16 protein-coding genes are annotated in these 17,955 nt (G+C 50.2%); 1 reads left to right on the forward strand and 15 read right to left on the reverse strand.

The annotated features are described in order from the left end of the window. Positions 1-4: 4 nt before the first annotated feature. The 3 genes from imuA to B2R29_RS08000 form a co-directional block, all read right to left on the reverse strand. On the reverse strand, positions 5-676 hold the full coding sequence (imuA, locus tag B2R29_RS07990; protein WP_301180561.1) for a translesion DNA synthesis-associated protein ImuA: 672 nt from the start codon (positions 674-676) through the stop codon (positions 5-7). 228 nt (positions 677-904) lie between these two features. Continuing rightward, positions 905-1,333 carry a hypothetical protein gene (locus B2R29_RS07995; protein ID WP_301180562.1) on the reverse strand — a complete coding sequence of 143 codons (429 nt, stop codon included), beginning with the start codon at positions 1,331-1,333 and terminating at the stop codon, positions 905-907. Next, positions 1,333-2,541, reverse strand: coding sequence for a hypothetical protein (locus B2R29_RS08000; protein ID WP_301180563.1), 1,209 nt, complete (start codon positions 2,539-2,541; stop codon positions 1,333-1,335). Before B2R29_RS08000 ends, B2R29_RS07995 begins: the two co-directional genes overlap by 1 nt. Positions 2,542-2,787: 246 nt before the next feature. On the opposite strand from B2R29_RS08000, the gene B2R29_RS08005 reads away from it, so the two are divergent. Next, a complete protein-coding gene (locus B2R29_RS08005) occupies positions 2,788-4,875 on the forward strand; it encodes a putative bifunctional diguanylate cyclase/phosphodiesterase (protein ID WP_301180564.1) in 2,088 nt (695 codons plus the stop codon). On the opposite strand, the gene B2R29_RS08010 is transcribed toward B2R29_RS08005, so the two are convergent. The 12 genes from B2R29_RS08010 to B2R29_RS08065 all read right to left on the reverse strand — a co-directional run bounded on the left by B2R29_RS08010 (position 4,852) and on the right by B2R29_RS08065 (position 17,936). Continuing rightward, complete coding sequence (locus B2R29_RS08010) at positions 4,852-5,619, reverse strand: ParA family protein (RefSeq protein ID WP_301180565.1); 768 nt, start codon at positions 5,617-5,619, stop codon at positions 4,852-4,854. The genes B2R29_RS08005 and B2R29_RS08010 overlap by 24 nt on opposite strands. Before the next feature lie 16 nt (positions 5,620-5,635). Continuing rightward, positions 5,636-6,946 (reverse strand): methyl-accepting chemotaxis protein, encoded by a 1,311-nt coding sequence (locus tag B2R29_RS08015; protein WP_301180566.1) that lies wholly within the window; start codon positions 6,944-6,946, stop codon positions 5,636-5,638. A 13-nt stretch (positions 6,947-6,959) separates the two neighbouring features. After that, positions 6,960-7,331, reverse strand: coding sequence for a response regulator (locus tag B2R29_RS08020; protein WP_301180567.1), 372 nt, complete (start codon positions 7,329-7,331; stop codon positions 6,960-6,962). Further along, positions 7,331-7,579, reverse strand: coding sequence for a hypothetical protein (locus B2R29_RS08025; protein ID WP_301180568.1), 249 nt, complete (start codon positions 7,577-7,579; stop codon positions 7,331-7,333). Before B2R29_RS08025 ends, B2R29_RS08020 begins: the two co-directional genes overlap by 1 nt. Beyond that, positions 7,579-10,554 (reverse strand): chemotaxis protein CheA, encoded by a 2,976-nt coding sequence (locus B2R29_RS08030; protein WP_301180569.1) that lies wholly within the window; start codon positions 10,552-10,554, stop codon positions 7,579-7,581. Before B2R29_RS08030 ends, B2R29_RS08025 begins: the two co-directional genes overlap by 1 nt. Next, positions 10,551-10,919, reverse strand: a complete 369-nt coding sequence (locus tag B2R29_RS08035) for a response regulator (protein WP_301180570.1) — start codon at positions 10,917-10,919, stop codon at positions 10,551-10,553. Before B2R29_RS08035 ends, B2R29_RS08030 begins: the two co-directional genes overlap by 4 nt. Further along, on the reverse strand, positions 10,916-11,761 hold the full coding sequence (locus tag B2R29_RS08040) for a CheR family methyltransferase (protein ID WP_301180571.1): 846 nt from the start codon (positions 11,759-11,761) through the stop codon (positions 10,916-10,918). The genes B2R29_RS08035 and B2R29_RS08040 overlap by 4 nt, the downstream gene beginning before the upstream one ends. A gap of 3 nt (positions 11,762-11,764) precedes the next feature. Next, on the reverse strand, positions 11,765-12,382 hold the full coding sequence (locus tag B2R29_RS08045) for a HEAT repeat domain-containing protein (protein ID WP_301180572.1): 618 nt from the start codon (positions 12,380-12,382) through the stop codon (positions 11,765-11,767). 12 nt (positions 12,383-12,394) lie between these two features. Next, positions 12,395-13,471 (reverse strand): chemotaxis-specific protein-glutamate methyltransferase CheB, encoded by a 1,077-nt coding sequence (gene cheB / locus B2R29_RS08050; RefSeq protein WP_301180573.1) that lies wholly within the window; start codon positions 13,469-13,471, stop codon positions 12,395-12,397. Positions 13,472-13,475: 4 nt separating this feature from the next. Continuing rightward, a complete protein-coding gene (locus tag B2R29_RS08055) occupies positions 13,476-15,029 on the reverse strand; it encodes a chemotaxis protein CheW (protein WP_301180574.1) in 1,554 nt (517 codons plus the stop codon). A gap of 11 nt (positions 15,030-15,040) precedes the next feature. Beyond that, on the reverse strand, positions 15,041-16,954 hold the full coding sequence (locus B2R29_RS08060; RefSeq protein ID WP_301180575.1) for a methyl-accepting chemotaxis protein: 1,914 nt from the start codon (positions 16,952-16,954) through the stop codon (positions 15,041-15,043). 433 nt (positions 16,955-17,387) lie between these two features. Then, positions 17,388-17,936 (reverse strand): hypothetical protein, encoded by a 549-nt coding sequence (locus B2R29_RS08065; protein WP_301180576.1) that lies wholly within the window; start codon positions 17,934-17,936, stop codon positions 17,388-17,390. Positions 17,937-17,955 lie beyond the last annotated feature (19 nt).

Below are 17,955 nucleotides of genomic sequence, written 5' to 3' on the forward strand. Positions count from 1 at the left end.
TGGCTCAACCTGTGCTGGTTGCGCTGTTCAGTGACAGTGAAAAAGCATCACCAGGCCAGCGCCCACGGCGTTTGATAAAGCGCAGACCTGCCAGCTCTGCTGAGATCCGGTTGACCTGAAGTCTCAATGGCGCTGCTGAGGTGCTGTTCTGGTATCTGGAATCGGGCCATAACCAACAGAAGTTCTGGTTCGCTTCACAGGCCAGCTGAATTCTGCGAATGCTGTTAGGGTCTGATTCGGGGAGCCATCCCAGAACCGCGCTACAGTGACCAGAGCGCAGCCCTTCTTCGACACACCAGAGTGCCTCCTTACGATCTTTGGGATGCACCATCAACAGCCGTCGGGTATCGATCCCTGCCATGGTCAGGGCTGGCGCGTAAGGAATCGCAGGAGGGGCTACCATCATGATCCACTGCTGTTGATGGCTTAACGTCGCCAGCACGGGCAGCAGAATATGCATATCACCGCATCCATACTTGTGAGGGTAGATTTCACACACCTGGCCAGCCTGCCAGCCCCCTTGAGGCAGTTCACGGTTCAGCTGCTGATAACCCGAGGAGATGACTCTGGCACTGCTACAGGGCTGCTGAGCAGCTTGCCATACCAGCCCTTTGTTCAGAGCCTGGTCGAGAGGGTGGCTCAGACCGGATGACGAATGTGGTTGTGTCGCTGGCATGCCTCTCTCCTGAATGTGTTTTTATATACAGTACTGTATATAAAAACAGTATTCAAGATTGGAGTAAGACCGATGGGAGAAATACACATGAAAGCTGGACATATGGAAGCAGGGCTGAACAGAACAGAGAGCATGTGACACAAGAATTGAACGAAGAAAGGGGCCGTTCAGGCCCCTTTCTTCGTTCAGTTTACTGTATAACCGACGTACGCGGCGTACGTTTACCGGTCAGTCAGTCGTATAAATAATGATCAGATCATCCGGTATATCGGCATCCGCTGTGAGGTAGCCGATACTGTCAGTTTGATCCAGAAGGTGTTGAATCATGGCCTTCTCAGAATTCACTATCTGAGGCGGCGGGCGACGGCCGGTAAACTTCATCTGGGCCCAGTAAGACTGCACTCTGGAGTCAGACAGGCCGACGATCTTGATGTTAAACAGACTGCGCGTGCGACTGCCCGGAGGCAGGGCTACAGGTTGTAGATCACGACCAACAGACGCCCCCATAAACAGGTTTCGTATCTGTTCACGGGATAATCGTATACCGGCATTGTCAGAGTGCGTCACGATAACGACCCGCTCACTGGCAAAGGCTGCAAATACTCCGGGCGCAAACAATAAGGTCAGCGCCAGAAAAGGACTAAGTATGAATTTCATCAGAATATCCACTCCCATGCCACCTGGTACAGGTAGGCATTTTCTGTGGACTCATTTGATGAGTTCATAAAGAAACCGCTGCGGTTTTGTGACTCTTTAAGCAATGTTGTCTCTGCTTTCAGAGCCATATTTATGCGGAAGTCCCAGCGTGTTCCCAGTGTATAGCTGTCCAGGCTACCATTGGGTGTGCTGGCAAAAACCTGGTAGTAGGCAGTCGATAATATGTCCTGCTGCGCATTTCCGGTCGGGGGCATGGGCAGTTCATTCGACACTTTAACCGAGGTATATTCACTACGACTGTAAGTCGCATGCAACGTCCAGTCGTTAATTACCCGGCCCGCCATCAGATAGTAACCGGTGACTTCGGGCGCGATCTCAAACCCTGTAACGATGTTCATTAACTCGGCTTTATAGAATGAATTTAACGTGTCATAGCTGAGAGATGTCTGTAATGCGTATACATTGCCGGAAGATTTCAGACTGCTGGCGCTATCGTTGTAGCCGAGGGCATAAAGTTGTGAGCGTAGTTGAGATACGTTCGGAATCTCAGTTTTGTTGTGCGCCTGATGGTATGACACGCGCAGCGAAAGGTTGTTGCGGTTAATGGTTGCGACGATACCAGCCAGGTTTTCAACTTCTGTCTCGATGTCTAATTTTGTTCCGGCGAGAAACAGGTCGCCTTTAAAGTACCCATAGTAAGCTTCAAGGTTAAATGCCAGAGAATTGCCCGAATGATAATAACTGGCACTCGCACCGTTAAAGTTAGAGAACAGATAATTGTTGTAGACCTGTACGGGTGCGGTTACCCATGGGTAGCTGTAGCCAACGTCGTAGCCGTCGCTGTAGATAAAAAATGGTGTGCGTAGTTTTCCTGCCCTGAGATGCCATGCGCTGCTTGGCTGATAGCTCAGGTAAGCCCACTCCAGCCCGCTATCCCGGTCATCACTGGTGTGCGCGACGAACTGGCTCGACACGGACAGTTTGTCGTTGAATGAATAGGACGGCTGTACTGCAAACAGTGATTGTTCATCCAGCGATACTTCGTTTGTGTAGCCATCAAAACGTCGGCTACTGTGGCTGAGATAGCCGCCAATAACGCGGGCAAAGCCTGAGATATCCAGATTTTCGGTCAATTTTTCTGCATAGCATGCCTCCGCACTCAGAAAGAGAGCAGATAAGACGGCAGCAACACCTGGTATTTTTATCATTATATGGTTGCTCCAAGTTGCGTCAGAGGGCTCAAGATCGGCTCTTTCGCAGGAGTATAGTAATCAAATTTGCCCGTACGACTTACAAGATGTCCCACTTCAGACAGTTTGGCCTAATATGTCATATAACTAGTGGGCTGAGAAGGATAAATATCATTCCTTAGCGGCCAGACATTGAACTTATAGTGAACTATGATCTGATGACAGGTATAAAAATTTACGACGTCAGGGAACAGAGAGAGCTACATGCTGATTAGAAGCATCAGAACCGCTGTAATGCTATTGAGTCTTATCTCGATTGCATTGGTAGCTACGTCTGTATTTTATTCTGCCCTGCGCGAGCACAGGGAGCTTTACACCCGTTACGTTGAAAGCGACTTGCGCGCACTCTCTGACAATATGGCCAGCGACCTGGTCGGTATTCTCAGTAAGTCAGATCACTTCTTTGATCTGAAACGCTATCTCCTCAGTCTTGAGCCTTATGAAAATGTTGTCGGGGCTGCCATCTTTGATCCTCAGTGGAATGTACTTGAACTGTATGCTGGTCAGGCCATGCTTGAGAGTCAGGGCGACTTTCCGGTTGATTTCACGGATTGGAAGTTCTTCGAATCCGGGGTCTTACGTGATGATGGTCGCCTGATTGCGGTCCGGCGCATTGGTGAACCCCCGTTGGTGATGGGGCACCTGGCTCTGATCGTTGACCTGGAAGGACCACTACTTTCCAGCACTATCAGCCTGGCATTACGCATTCTTCCGGTCGCCATTGCGGTAATTCTCATTATGGTCGGGCTGTTTTATGTTCAGGCCAGTCGTTGGTTGTGGCCTTTAACTCAGCTATCTGAGTTTGCGAGAAAAGTTCAGGAAACCAAAGATTATCGTTTGAAAATCCCGGTGTACGGTAAGTACGAGGTGTCTTCGCTAACGCAGGATATCAATAATATGATGGACGCGATCCGGGTTGAGTCCGATATTAATCAGGAATATGTCGAGCTTCTGGAGCAGCGCCGGGAAGAAATGGAATACCTGGCGAACTACGACAGCCTGACACGCCTGCTAAACCGTCAGAGCTTTATGGGCATTCTCGACGCTGCACTGCGTGAATTGCGCGATAGTGGTGAAGGCGACCTTGTTGTTATGTTTGTTGACCTGGATGGTTTTAAGGAGGTCAACGATACACTGGGCCACGAAGTCGGTGACAAGCTGCTGGTTGAGGTAGCAAAAAGATTGAAGTCTTACATCCCGAGAGAAGACGTGGTCAGTCGTCATGGAGGTGATGAATTCCTCGTTTTATGCCGTACTTCTCCGGATCATCCGGAGAGCATGGCTGAGGATATTGTCAGTGGCCTCAGAGCTACGTTCCTGATTGATTCTTGGGAAGTCCGGATCAGCGCCAGCGTCGGCATAGCACGGGCCTCTGAAGGTGGGTTTGATACGCAAGACACCATACGCAATGCCGATGTCGCTATGTACGTTGCCAAAAAAGAGGGTAAGTCTCAGTACTGCTTCTTCCAGGAACATATGCTCATTGAGCATCAGCGTAAAATTGACATTGCCAATGCCATTGAGCCGGGCCTGGAGCGTGGTGAGTTTTATATCTGTTATCAACCCAAGGTCAGCAGCGATGGTGAACCCCGGGGGGTCGAGGCACTGGTGCGTTGGAACAGCCATTCGCTTGGTAGTGTGTCGCCATCAGATTTTGTTCCTATTGCTGAACGCTCAGGCAAGATTTCCGCGCTGACCGACTGGGTTGTTGAGCGTGTTTGCCGCGACGTTGCGGATTACTTTCAGGACCTTCCTGTTCCTATATTGGTCTCTCTTAACTTGTCGGCTTACGACCTTAAACGCTACCAGTTTTCTGATTTTATCCGCAGTACCTTTGATACTTATGCTGTTCGTCCTGAATTGATCGAGTTCGAAGTGACGGAGCATGCGTATCTCGATAATCTTGAGATGGCGAACCGATTCTTCAATGACATCAGCGGACTTGGTTGTCGCGTCGCGTTAGATGACTTCGGTACGGGATATTCGTCGCTCAGTTACCTGACTCGTATTCCTATCGATCTGATCAAGATTGATAAGCAGTTTGTTGAGAACATCGGCGTAACAGCCCGTGATGATGCATTGGTTTTGACCATTATTGAGATGGCCAAGCGTCTGGGGATAGAACTGTGCGCTGAGGGTGTAGAAACTGAAGCACAGCGCGACTTTTTGAAGATCCATGGCTGTAACCTGATGCAGGGCTATCTGTTTGACCGTCCTCAGGAGCTCGAACAGCTCAAGGCTAATTTCGCCACGTCAATTTCGGATCAGTCAGGCGTGCTCACGCTCCGATAGCCGTTCACCAATACACTGACTCAGTACCGAGAAATCCTCCGCCGCCCGTGATTTTGGTGCGAAGCCAATGACTGGCTGACCTTTACTGAATGCGTCAGCAAGTCGTATGTCAGTTCGTATGGCGGGTAATATCCGGTCGCGGCCAAAGTGTCGACTTACTTCTTCCATCACCGCTTTATGGTGCTTCATAGTTTTGCTGGCCATGGTAGGCAGAAAGCCAGCCAGCTGGAGCCTTGGGTTGTTGCTTAGCTTCACCGAGTGCATCAGCCTGACCAGCTGCTTAATTCCCTGATACGAGAGAAAGTGCGGGACAAACGGTACAACGACCCAATCGGCTGCCATTAAAGCATTCATTAATAGCTGATCTTGCGATGGGGGCGTGTCCAACAGAACGACATCAAATCGCTCATCGATATTGCTCTGGTGCAGTGCTTCTTTCAGCTGAAGTTGATTTTCACCTGCAGAGTGGTGATCAAATGTAGGGTTGGCAGGGGATAGCCATAAGCCTGGATAATCACTCAGCACGATGGATTCATTAAGTGCTTCGGGATTGCCACCGAAGATGTCATGAATAAATGGGGCGGAAGGCTTAATACCAAGCCCAGCAGCACAGTGAGATTGTGAATCGAGGTCAATAATCAGTACCCGGAATCCATGCTCTGCCAACCCCGCTGCCAGATTCACCGATACCGTCGACTTTCCTGTGCCTCCCTTACGGTTACAGATCGCGATCCGGACAGCCATGTCGTGATTACCTTTCTCAGAACAGTTCGATGGATGGGCGCTCGTCTTTGGTTTCAGTCGCTTCACCAGTCACGACCGACTGATGAGTATCCGCCTGAACCTGCATGGTATAAATTTTCTTCAATGCTTCTGTAACATCACTGAGGTCGAGTAGTGGATGATCAATTTCACCAGCCACTGCCTGACTGAGAAGACGAAAGCGTTCTTCAAGCAATTCAAGACCATGCTGGACGTGTTCAATCTGTTGTCTTGACACATCCTGAAATTGGGACTCACTTAATACGTCCATCACGGAGTTACGAACCAGATTAATCGCTTCTTCGGTGTTTCCGGATAAGTGATCTAATGCCCCTACTGCCTGCTCGAAGTCTCTCGAAATAGAGGAAACTGCGTCAGTGATATTAGCCAGCCAATTCATTTCATCCGCGGTTTTCTCGCTACTGACTGCCATTTCTTTCAGTTGACCTTCAACGGTATTCGAGACCTGAAGAACACTGTCTTCGATTTTTCCTGCGGCATCTTCAATCTGCATAGACAGCGTACGCACCTCGTCGGCAACAACAGCAAAGCCTCGTCCTGCTTCTCCGGCACGGGCGGCCTCTATGGCGGCGTTTAATGCCAGAAGGTTCGTTTGCTTGGTCACGTCCCGGATCAGACCGATCAGGGGCTTGAAGCTTTCAACCTGGGTGACCACGTCACGAATAGCTTGTTCTTCTTTCCCTCGCTGTTGCTCATGAATTTCACGGTAGCGGGTCATTTCACTGAGCAGCTCCTGGCTGCGTTTTATAATGCTATGAGCATTTTCGCTGATGTCGTCTGCTTCGGATTTACCCATATTCAGAGTCTGGAGAAACATCTGCGAGCGATCATTAATGGACATCAGACGTTCCATAATGGTGGTGGCTGCTTCTTCGGTGACTTCGTTCGTTTTGCTTAAGTGTGCATTGAACAGGGCAGCAATCGGACTGAAGCTGATCAGTACGTTACGCAGATCAGCCAGCATTTGTTTTTCAGCGGCCGACAGCACCATCATGGGCTCTGCTTCATCAAAGTTACTTTCGCGCCGTGGTGCTTCGTCACCTGTCATACGAGCGACAAACGACTTTACCCAGATGCGGTTAAAGTGAATGATGGTAAACGTCAGAAAAGACAGAAACAGTGCGCCTCCAATGAGGCTTGCATCCAGAATATCTGAAAAGATACCTCCCACGGTGCGATGCCCTATGAGCAGGATAATCAGAAGAATAAAGGGAACAATCGTGTTGCCCAGTAGAGCATAACGATTCCGTCTTATACGTAGCGGTATCAGATCAGTATCTTGTTTCATATCTCCTCCGCGCTCAGGCGCCTGGCAGTACCTGTTTAATAATTTTGGCCAGATCCATAGCGGGAACAGGTTTCACTAACCAGCCTGTGGCTCCTAAACGTTTTGCCTGGTCACGTTTTGACGATTCGCTCTCTGTTGTGAGTGTCAGAATCGGGGTAAAACGAAATTTAGACATAGCCCGTAGCGCTTGAATCAGCTCCATACCTCCCATTCTTGGCATGTTCATATCTGTGATGATCAGATCAGGGCTCATGCTGTTCAGGCGATCCAGAGCTTCGACGCCATCAGATGCGGTTTCGACTTTAAAGCCGTTCATTTCAAGCGATGAACGTACGCTCATCAGCATAGTGGCAGAGTCATCAACAACAAATATCAGTTTACTCATTACTGTGCTTCCTGTTTTACCAGCAGTGGTTCAATCCAGCCCCTGAACGATGTATCTGATGGCCAGGCGCTGATCATACGCCGGGCAGATGTCAGGGTCTGTAGCGCTGCAGTGTGCATATGCTCGCATTCTCCAAGGTCTATCTCGCCCTGCGGATGAGCTATCAGCCACTCCTGCAAGTCATCAACCTCCTGAATGGTTACCAAAGATTTCAGTACTGCTCTCTCTTCACTATAGTCGATAGCCATCAGAGTACCTCCTTAAGATTCAGAACCATCAGAACCGAGCCATCACCAATTAAAGCTGCGCCAGAATAGGCCTGCATTCCGGAGAGAACTCCGGTCATTGGTTTCTGGATAATATCGACCGAACCACGGAAATCATCGACGACCAGACCGATGACGTCGTTACCCACACGTGCTACGAGTACCGCGTGTTCTTCCTCTTCATTAATGATCTGCTCGGCAGGCAGCTCCAGCAGTTCATTGAGTGATTTCAGTGGCACGATACGATCCCGTAGTACCGTTGTTTTTACGTGTTTAACCGTGTGTATTTCGGAGCGGGGCACACGCACGGTTTCGAGTACCTGATCCATTGGGATGCCCATCAGCTGGTTGTCTGACTCGATGATCATGACCCGGGTCACAGCGATCGACATAGGCAGTGATATGCGGATGCGAGTACCCTTATCAACCTGACTTTCGAGTGCCATAGTGCCGTTCACTTTGTCGACGGCACTGCGAACCGCATCCATGCCTACGCCACGCCCAGACAAGTCAGAGACTTCGTCTGCGGTTGAGAAGCCTGGCATCAATACCAGGTTGACGGCTTCTTTATCGCTCAGGCGCTGACGAGTGGCCTCGTCGATCAGGCCTTTCTCAAAGGCTTTATTACGGATAACGTCAGGGTCAATACCTTTACCATCGTCCTGTATTTCGATCATCACCCGGTCGGCTTCCTGGGATGCCCGTATGGTCAGATTACCGGTTGCAGGTTTTCCTTTCTGTTTACGCACGTCAGGCGCCTCAATGCCATGATCCAGACTGTTGCGGACAATATGAATCAATGGCTCGGCCAGAGACTCAATAATGTTTTTGTCGGCCTCGGTGTCTTCTCCTTCGATAACCAACTGAACATCTTTATTAAGTCGTCGGGATATATCGCGGACCAGTCGAGGGAAGCGCATAGAAATAAACGAAAACGGCATCATGCGGATCTGCATGATAGAGTCCTGCATTTCTTCTGCGATGCGGTTTACGACAGCAAACTGCTCTTTGATTTCTCGGGCGAGATCGCGCAGCCCATGTTGTTCTTCGGCGCGCTTAGCAAGGAAAGGAAGAGCGTTCTTAGCGACGGTCATCTCGCCGATCAGGTTCATAAGACGGTCGATTTTTTCCTGATCTACTTTAACGCTTTTCGACGGTGCTACTGCAGGTTCGGGCTTAAATGCAGGTGTCTTGTCTGAGGCCTGCTTGTCTTCTGTCGCGGTTGCTGTCGTTGGCGACTCAGTTGGCGCTGGAGTATCCTGCTCTGTAGTTTCTTCAACGATACTTTCTTCGTGTTCACTGTCTGTTGTTTCGTCAGCGTTCTCTGTATTTTCGTAGTCGGCCTTTGTTTCCGTGATTGCGGTATCACGAGTATCCGGGGCCTCGTTGGAGGCGTTACTCCCGCTGTTCACCAGTGCAATATTACAGGCGCCAGGAATTACTTCATTTATCCAGTCAGCCAGTGGTTCTGTATTGCCAGACAGAGCAGCACTGATAGCCTCTTCAAGGCTTGGAATCAGTGTACTCAGGTTGAGGCTGGTGGTCGTTTTCATCAGAACATTGCAAGCGGCGCGTAAGCGCCCGTTGGCCCAGCCGACGGTCGGGTCAAGCTCAAGAATACGACCCTGAGTTCTTACAATATGTTCAAACGCTTCACGATCATCTTCAACAAGCGTATCGAGCAAATCTTCAGTGTCTGTATCGGGTAGCCCTGCTGACGCATCAGAAGTTGACACAGCATCCTCGTCAGGGCTGTCGCCTTCAGGCGCGTGCTCTTCAGCCCTTTCTTCTGGCTCTGAGAAGCGATAACCGCTCAGGTGTTGATTGTGTCGCAGTCGCTGACAGATAACGATCAGTGCTTCTTTTTTCTCATGTTCCTGAGCATCTGTATCACTATTGATTGCGATAACCCATCGTAGCGCGGCAGCCGCTTGCAGATCCTTATTGAGCAGTTCGAGTGCCGTTTTAGCAATGCTGGATGCTTCCTTCAGGTTCGTGGCTTCAACGGCTTCACAGAGCGCATCAACAGAATCTTCGGGAAGCGCATCGTTCTGATCTTCGCCATTCAATAGTAATAAGTGATGGCTGTTCAGTTCTTCAATATCGGTTTGCTCAGCGACATAGCGATAGTGCTCATGAAGCTCGTCCTCAGTGGCGCTGCTAAGCAGTGTAAACGTACTGACGCACTGATAAGGGTCGAGGTCGTTGATATCTTGAGTCGCACAGTCATTCTCGACTTTGCCCCAAAGTACGCCAGGCGTACTGCGTGCCGTATGCAAAGGATCGTCACCCTGAAAGAAGCACTCTGCCAAAGGAGAGTATTTAACCAGCCAGACGGGTTCTTCAGGGTTGCTCGCTTTCCAAGCCTCAATCAAGGTATCAGCTGGGAGATCTTTTAACAGGTTGTGTTCTGGTGGCAGACCTTTAGCACGCGGAGGTCGACGTTTTGACGACCCCCCGGCGGATTTTTTCTGCGCGGTTGCTTTCTTCGTTTTGGTCGCTGCTTTTTTAGATTTTTTCGGTTCGGTAGCAGCGCCTGAATCGATAACCTCTGCTTTTGCTTCTGAGTTGTTGCCGTCAAGGTAGGCTCTCAGATTTTTTGAAAGTTGTGTTGCTGCTTTGCTGTCGGAGGTCGGCTCACCGTTATTCTCTTCAAGGCTATCGCAGAAGCTACTGACGTAATCCATGGATTCGAAGAGCAGGTCTGTTAATGCCTGATCCCATATCTCGGGCCGCTCTCTGGCCTCTGACATAACGTCTTCACCGGCGTGTAATACACGTGTCAGATCCGGAAATTCAAACAGACCGGTATTACCTTTAAGCGTATGAACAATTCTGAACAGTTCGTTCAGCGTCGTTTGTTTGTCGTCTGCTTTTTCAACTTCCAGAAGCTGCTCACTGATGCTTTGCAGCAGGTCGCGGGTCTCCGAGACGAATTGTTGTAGTAAAGGACTCATACGCTTTCCTCTCCCACGAGCAGACGAACGTAGGTCATCATCTGCAGGGGTTTAATGGGCTTCACCATATAAAGATTTGCGCCTGCGGTGAACGCCTTGGTGTGATCCAGTTCGGCCGCTTCTGTCGACACCATAATGGCGGGTGCCTGATCGATATCTTCAGATCGGAGTTGCATAAGAAACTCGTAGCCGTCCATTTTCGGCATATTAATATCAACGATGTAGAGGTCGAAGGTATTCTCCAGAGCCTTTTCCAATGCTTCTAGGCCATTGACCGCTTCATCGACAACGTACCCGGCCGCCTCGAGCACATTTCGGTGATACATACGCACTGTGCTGGCATCATCTACGATTAGAACATTCATTGTTTTGCCTCCAGTGGTCGTTGATACACGATGGCTGCGGGGAACTTTTTAACCCGATAAAGTGGAGATATACGCCCCATTGATTCTGTGTGTCCCAGGCAGATATAGCCACCAGGAGACAGGGCTTCAAACATGTATTCAGCGGCGACCTTGCGTGACAGATCATCAAAATAAATCAGCAGGTTGCGGCAGAAAATGATGTCGATATTTCGCATCTTACGGACATCAGCTGGCTCAGAAAGATTGATACGTGTGAACTCTACCGCATCACGAATATCTTCGATAACCTGTTGTCCTCCGGTAACATCACGGAAATAGCGTCGCTTCCAGGTGGGGGGTACATTTCGTACGGATCGCTCAGAGTAAATACCACGTTTAGCCGTTTCCAGAATCCTGGTATCAATATCAGAGGCAATCAGCTCAACATCCCATTTATCGATACCATCCCACTCTTCAAGAAGATACATAGCGATAGAGTAGGGCTCTTCGCCAGATGACGAAGGAATGCACCAGATTCTGATGGGCTTGTTTGGATCGTGGCGGCTGATCACATCGGGCAGCATTGAGTCTATTAAACAGCGGAACTGATAATCTTCGCGCATGAAATAGGTTTCATTGACGGTCAGAAGATTCGTTAACTTCTGAAGCTCTTCGCCACTTGCCTGAAAACGCAGTGTTGTAAAATAGTGCCTGAACGAGTCGGATTGAGTTTCTTTCACTCTCTCAGCAACCCGTTTATCAACAAAGTAGCGTTTGCTTTTATCAAACTTAATCCCGGTCTTTCGGTAAAAGAACTCAGCGAACTTATCAAACTCCTGGTCGCTGATGAGTTGCTCGCTCATGTATCAGCTCCCAATAATTCGCTTGATCGCCAGATCTGCTGCAAATTGAATGTAAGGCTCATCGGTAAATCGCTCTTTTAAGGCCTGCAGAGCAGGCTCAGACTGTTCGCTGCCGACCTCGCCGAGTAGGTCAACCGCCGTGGCACAGACATTAATATGCTCGTCGTCACGGATCACATCGATCAGCCATTGTTCGACATCAGGATGACAGAGTGATTCGAGGATATTGACCGCAAAGATGCGAACATCCGGATCAGGGTCATTGAGTAAGCTGGCCATAATCGATGCCACTTCCTGAGGCAGGTGTTTCATGGCTTCAATGGCTTCATTTCGCAGACTTACATCCTCTGTGCGTAAGCAGCGAACCAGCCCGTTGACAGCTTCAGTGTCACCAATCTGGGTGAGTGAGCTCAGGATAATCTGCTTAACAGAGATATCTTTTTCAGCTTCCAGTTGATCCAATAACATGACCGAAGCGTGTTCGCATGAAACAATATCGCGTGCCGCCCAACGGCGTTTCGATGGATCTTCTGAAATGAGATCCTGGCTTATTTCACTGCAGTCACGTTGGCTTGATTGCGCCTCATCCGGTGCTGTCGTGTTTGATTTTTTTAAGGCCATAATGCTCTCCGGTTAATGTGACGCAAACCTGATAATCTCATTGGCAATGGCATGAGCAGGAAGTACTTTCCCAGCACCTCTGCGCTCAATCAATTCAGCAGGCATGCCAAATACAATCGCAGTTTCCGAACTCTCTGCGATGGTTTCCGCGCCCTTGTTATGCAGTTCGGCAAAAGCCCGGGAGCCGTCGTGACCCATGCCTGTCAGTAAAATAGCCATAACTTTTTTAGGATCGCAGTGACGCATTGCGGACTTACCCAACAGCTCGACTGATGGATGCCACAGGAATTCTTTATCTTCGGGTTTGCTCAGGGCATAAAGCTGGCTATTACGGATGGCAATTGTGATGTCGGCATTGCCTCGTCCGATATAGATAGTTCCGGGGCTGAGAGGTGTCGCTTTGTCCACCTCCTCAACACTCATCTGGCAGGCGCGGTCAAGTCTGTTTGCCAACGACTTGGTGAAGCTGGCAGGCATGTGCTGGGCGATGACCACTGGTGCGGCCAGGTCACCGGGTAGTGCGGGCAGAATATCTTCCAGAGTACGGGGGCCACCTGTGCTTACACCGATCAGAATGACTTTGTCTTTGACCCCTGTTGCTCGGCCCTGGGCTGCGGGGGCAGGTCGGGCCGCTCTGGTTCTGGGGGCAGTATCTCGCGGTATTGGAGCCTGCTTGGCCTGAGAGCCTGGTCTGAGCTTTGCCTTGGTAACAGACCGGACTTTACCTATCAGATCGGCTGCAACATCATCCAGTGACATGGATATAGTACCGCCGGGTTTCGCTACGAAGTCGACAGCGCCAAGATTCAAGGCTTCAAAGGTCGCGAGGGCGCCTTTCTGGGTGAGCGAAGACAGCATAATGACAGGCACCGGACGCTCGGCCATGATCAGTGAAAGAGCAGAAATACCGTCCATTTCAGGCATGTTAATGTCCAGCGTCACTACGTCAGGCTGGAAATCCCGGTTCATTTGTACGGCTTCGTTACCATTACGTGCGTGACGGATGGTGAAGTCGCCCTCTGATTCAAATAATTGTGTCAAATGGCGTCTCATCAGAGCAGAATCATCAACAATCAGAAGTTTTATCATGGTGTCAGTTACCTCCTGCAGCATTTTCCAGCAGTTCGACTGATTGCTCATCGATCAGTGCATCAGGTGCAATCAATTGGATCATGCGTTTGCTGTCGCGAAGATTTGCCATACCCGAGAATAACTCACCGTGTTCCTCAGAAATTCTTGGCGAAGGCTCAACACAACCGTCTGGCAGGCGAAGTACCTCTGTGACCTGATCGACGATAAAGCCGGTGCGGATACCATGAATCAGGAAGACAACGATACGCTGACGCTCAGAGCGTTCAGAACCCTCTATCTCCAGTCGCCTGCGTAGGTCGACGACCGGCAGTACAATGCCGCGTAAATTGATAACCCCCTCAAGGAAGTCCGGTGATTTGGGTACGCGGATGAGCTCATCCGGAATCCGTACGATTTCCTGGATGCTGGTAATGGGGACGGCAAACTCCTCGTGGTTCAGTGTGAATACCACGACCTGATTGTCATCTTCCATATCATCGTCGGTGTAGTCGTGATCCGAATTTTCCTGTTCAAGCATGTTTTCCTCCACTAACTCACTGATTGTTTCCTGCAGGTTTTCACTATCGAAGAAGCGTTCTATGGACAGGATTGAAACGAGTCTTTCACCATTGTTCAGGCGGCAGATGTCGGTGATATCTGAAAGCTCGGCTTCTTTAGCCAGGGCAGGAATGAGCGCTTCAACAGTATCTTTGTCTATGCGCAGAACTTCGCTGACACCATCAACAACGATGCCCAGAAAGTAACCGTGAGATGTCACAACAATGACACGGCTTTTATCGTCAGGATGCTTACCCTCCAGAGCAAACATAGTGCGCAAGTCAACCAGAGGAAGTAGCTGGTCGCGCAGGTTCATCAATCCGAGAATATGATGCGGTGACCTGGGTACCGTGGTGATCGCTTCAGGCATTTGCACGATTTCTTTGACGTCATCGATATGAATAGCGTACTCCTGTCGATCAACGCTAAAGCTGACCAATTGAATCTGATCGCTTTCTTCTTCAGCTTCTTCCTGATTCATACTGTCGTCGATTAAACCATCCGACAGCATGCTGCTTTCGTTGGTCAGTTGATCAAGGGACGCAAATTCGTTATCGATGAGCTGCTGGAAATCGACAACCATCACCATACTGCTGGCAGTACTGTTTTTGATGACCCCTTTAAGTAGAGTCGTATCTACGGATGACTTTATCTGGGATGCATCTTCCAGTTGAGAAGGATCGCAATCAATAACGCTGGCTACCCGGTCAACGACAAAGCCGAGGGGTTGCCCGACATCAATGACGACTGCTCGTGTTGCCTCATCACTTTCTGTCTCTGCAATGCCAAACAGGTAACGTAGTGACAGTATCGGTAATACTTTTCCTCGCAGATTTGCCAGACCACACAGCGAGGGCGGTGCCAGCGGTACCCGGACAACGTCAGGAACCCGTATGATTTCCTGAACTGGGTTCATCTCTACGGCGAACAGTTCATCGCCGACACGGAAGGTGACGTACTGTTGTCGCTCGTCGTTATCCAGATCATCCAGCTCATTAATTTCTTCGGCTGCGCTCATAATTCTGCACCTCAGAGGCTCTGGAGTTCATCAGCAAGCGACGCAATTTCTTCAATAGCGGAGGCGAGCTCATCGGCACCACGAGATTGTTGTTCTGCCGCACTCGCGGCTTCATCTGCGGCCTTTTCAGCTTCTTCTGAGGCAGTAGCGATTTGTTCTGAACCGTTTTTCACCTGCAGAATTGCAGCGGAAATATCATTAGAGGCTTTGAGTATCTCGTCGGCGCCTGTTTCGACAATAAGGATTTCTTTCTCAATGCGCGTAAGGTTTGAAGTCGACGTTTTCGCTTTTTCGGTTTCTTCGGTTGCCGCTACAACGATTTCATCGAGGTCGCTACCGACGGCAAAAATCTGATCCTGCACGGATTTAACCAGATCTTTGATTCGGTCTGCATTTTCAGCAGAGTCGCGAGCCAGGTTGCGTATGTCAGTAGCAACCACGACAAATCCTTTACCAAACTCGCCAGCACGTGCGGCTTCAATCGAACCATTTACTGCAAGCATGTTGGTCTGAATAGATACCATTGCAATCGCTTCTACAATTTTGTCGATGCGTCGCGACACAGTTTCAAGATCGCGTACTTGTCTGATGCTGTTTTGTGTCGCTTCGACCGATGCGTCAATGCCGTGTACTAATTCATCCACTGACGCTTTATTTGTCGTCAATGATTCTTTGATTTCGGCAATCTGCTTCTGGCTGAGTGTTGCGCGATCCTGTGCGATTTCCAGTCCACGCTCAATCTGATTAATGGCAGCGGAGGATTCTTCCGTCGCTGCAGCTGCGGTTTGTGAGCCGAGGCGAATCTGTTCAATCGCGGTCATGATCTGCGTAGAAGCCCGGCTGATTTCCTGCACTGCAGAGGAGAGCTCTTCTGCGCTTGATGCGACTTCTTCGGCGCTTTTAGCGACGTCAGTCGAGTTACGCAGATCATCCGCCAGGTCGAAGAGGCTTTGCGAAGCCCGCTCACACTCGCTCAGAGCCTGGCTCTGTTCGTTGACGGTTTTGGCGGACTCTTCAGCCGCAGCTGACTGCTCTTCCGCGGCGGCGGCGATATCTTCGATGCCTTTGAGCGCCTGTTTTGCGGCGACGCTGGATTGTGATGCGCCGCTGGCAATTTCCTGAGTGCCATCCATGATGTCTGACATATTGCGGCGAATCCCCGTCAGCTGTTCGCGGATTACGTGACCCTTTTCAACTTCGACTTCAACCCGCTCTGAGGAGGTTTTGATTCCTTCAGCAATGCCTTTTACTTCGTGCTGAATCTGTTTGACCAGGGTCTGGATTTCATTGGCACTGGTTTCTGACGTTTCGGCGAGAGTTCGTACTTCATCTGCAACCACAGCGAAACCTTTGCCATGCTTGCCGGCACGGGCTGCTTCAATCGCGGCGTTCAGGGCCAGCAGGTTGGTCTGGTCAGCTATGCGCACGACAGCCTTTACGATATCGCCAATGTTCGCTGCCTGCTTCTCAAGCTCAGAGACTTTTACAACCGATGCGGATTGGCGATTGGCAGCTTCACGGACGTTAGCGACCAGGCTGTCGATTTTCTCACTGGTTTCTGAAACGACGCCTGTCAGTACCTCACAGCGAGCCCGTGAGCCTTCAGCGTTGCTCAATTGCAGAGAAATAGAGTCGTTTACCTGGTTAAAGGCGGCGAGTGATTCCTGCGCTGCTCCACTGGTCTCTTCGGCCGTTACCGCAATTTGGTCTGAGGCGCTCTGCAGTTGCTGGCTCGCTGCGGCAGCTTCCGTAATACCCGAAGATAGTTGCCCAGTAGCGGCGGCGATACGCTCGGCTGCCTGTTGTTGCTTAGCCAAGGTGCGCGCCCGGCGTCGTTTTGCTTCGGCTTCTTTTGCGACGTTGGGGTCGACCGCTGTGTCGGATGGTTTCGCGCTGGAGTTCTGAGGTTTCTTCACAAGTGCCATGTTCGTGATCCTGCTTCGGGTATTGGAGTGCAGCGTTAGCCTCCCGATAGAGGGGGATGCAGCACGGCCAGTGGATAGTTGATTGTCCCTTTGGGAGACAATGAATTAGCCTTTCGGGCCACTCATGGTTAAAACGATAGACGGAGAGGGGGCTTTGTCAAAAAACTGGAGAGGTGATGTGCTGTGTAATTGAGGGGGCTGGCTACATAAATTCAACAGAATGATTAAGTATTGTTTCGAGGTGCCACGCTCTGCTGTTACAGGCTGTAAACAGAGGCTTATTCTTACAGAAATACTATAACAACGATCAATAACGAGCAGGATTTTAATCGTTAATTGATCTATTTGACTAACGTCGACTGTTCGAATGAAAAAAGGCCAGAACGTAGGTTGTACGTTCTGGCCTTGCGACTATTGAGTTGAGGCTCTGAGGTTAGTTGGCCAGCAGTTGGGATTCAAACTGATCAATGATTTCCAGTCGATTGCCGTCTTCCTCATCCAGGTCTTGCGGTATCCACTGGCTCAGACACGCACTGTCTTCCAGGCATGGGTCCGTCAGCGCTTCAAGAAAGGACACCAGGTACCCGACTTGTCGATCGCTGAGCTCGGTATTCGTCAGCAGAGACGTTCCTTCGGCCTGATCCGCTTCGAGTGCTGCGAGCACCTTGCGGGTATTCTCTTCCGCGTAACCACCGCTGTAGTCCTCACAGGTCGCGTTACTCTCATTTTGCGCCAGAGCCGAGCATTCACCACCCGCAGCGAAGTAGTCATCAATCGCTTGAGTCGGGTTCAGGTGGTGACGAATGACCGCTTCAAGGGAGTCGTACGCACCGGCGTGACCGAAAGGTCCTGTGTGTTCGACGTTCAGCAATGACGGTGTACGGAAGGCAAACTTATCGCCCTCTATACCTGTTTCGCGCATTCGGCCAAAGTCTTCATGACCGTTGTCGCCGTTAGCTTTGCCTTCACCGATTTGCGGCATCGCGATGTTATGGAAACCT

The sequence above is a fragment of the Thalassolituus sp. UBA3500 genome (assembly GCF_002377545.1).
Classification (GTDB): domain Bacteria; phylum Pseudomonadota; class Gammaproteobacteria; order Pseudomonadales; family Oceanobacteraceae; genus Thalassolituus.

What these genes read in the sequence shown, in the direction of transcription:
- imuA (WP_301180561.1), bottom strand. Translation starts at nt 676, where the DNA reads ATGCCAGCGACACAACCACATTCGTCATCCGGTCTGAGCCACCCTCTC.
- B2R29_RS07995 (WP_301180562.1), bottom strand. Translation starts at nt 1,333, where the DNA reads ATGAAATTCATACTTAGTCCTTTTCTGGCGCTGACCTTATTGTTTGCG.
- B2R29_RS08000 (WP_301180563.1), bottom strand. Translation starts at nt 2,541, where the DNA reads ATGATAAAAATACCAGGTGTTGCTGCCGTCTTATCTGCTCTCTTTCTG.
- B2R29_RS08005 (WP_301180564.1), top strand. Translation starts at nt 2,788, where the DNA reads ATGCTGATTAGAAGCATCAGAACCGCTGTAATGCTATTGAGTCTTATC.
- B2R29_RS08010 (WP_301180565.1), bottom strand. Translation starts at nt 5,619, where the DNA reads ATGGCTGTCCGGATCGCGATCTGTAACCGTAAGGGAGGCACAGGAAAG.
- B2R29_RS08015 (WP_301180566.1), bottom strand. Translation starts at nt 6,946, where the DNA reads ATGAAACAAGATACTGATCTGATACCGCTACGTATAAGACGGAATCGT.
- B2R29_RS08020 (WP_301180567.1), bottom strand. Translation starts at nt 7,331, where the DNA reads ATGAGTAAACTGATATTTGTTGTTGATGACTCTGCCACTATGCTGATG.
- B2R29_RS08025 (WP_301180568.1), bottom strand. Translation starts at nt 7,579, where the DNA reads ATGGCTATCGACTATAGTGAAGAGAGAGCAGTACTGAAATCTTTGGTA.
- B2R29_RS08030 (WP_301180569.1), bottom strand. Translation starts at nt 10,554, where the DNA reads ATGAGTCCTTTACTACAACAATTCGTCTCGGAGACCCGCGACCTGCTG.
- B2R29_RS08035 (WP_301180570.1), bottom strand. Translation starts at nt 10,919, where the DNA reads ATGAATGTTCTAATCGTAGATGATGCCAGCACAGTGCGTATGTATCAC.
- B2R29_RS08040 (WP_301180571.1), bottom strand. Translation starts at nt 11,761, where the DNA reads ATGAGCGAGCAACTCATCAGCGACCAGGAGTTTGATAAGTTCGCTGAG.
- B2R29_RS08045 (WP_301180572.1), bottom strand. Translation starts at nt 12,382, where the DNA reads ATGGCCTTAAAAAAATCAAACACGACAGCACCGGATGAGGCGCAATCA.
- cheB (WP_301180573.1), bottom strand. Translation starts at nt 13,471, where the DNA reads ATGATAAAACTTCTGATTGTTGATGATTCTGCTCTGATGAGACGCCAT.
- B2R29_RS08055 (WP_301180574.1), bottom strand. Translation starts at nt 15,029, where the DNA reads ATGAGCGCAGCCGAAGAAATTAATGAGCTGGATGATCTGGATAACGAC.
- B2R29_RS08060 (WP_301180575.1), bottom strand. Translation starts at nt 16,954, where the DNA reads ATGGCACTTGTGAAGAAACCTCAGAACTCCAGCGCGAAACCATCCGAC.
- B2R29_RS08065 (WP_301180576.1), bottom strand. Translation starts at nt 17,936, where the DNA reads ATGCCGCAAATCGGTGAAGGCAAAGCTAACGGCGACAACGGTCATGAA.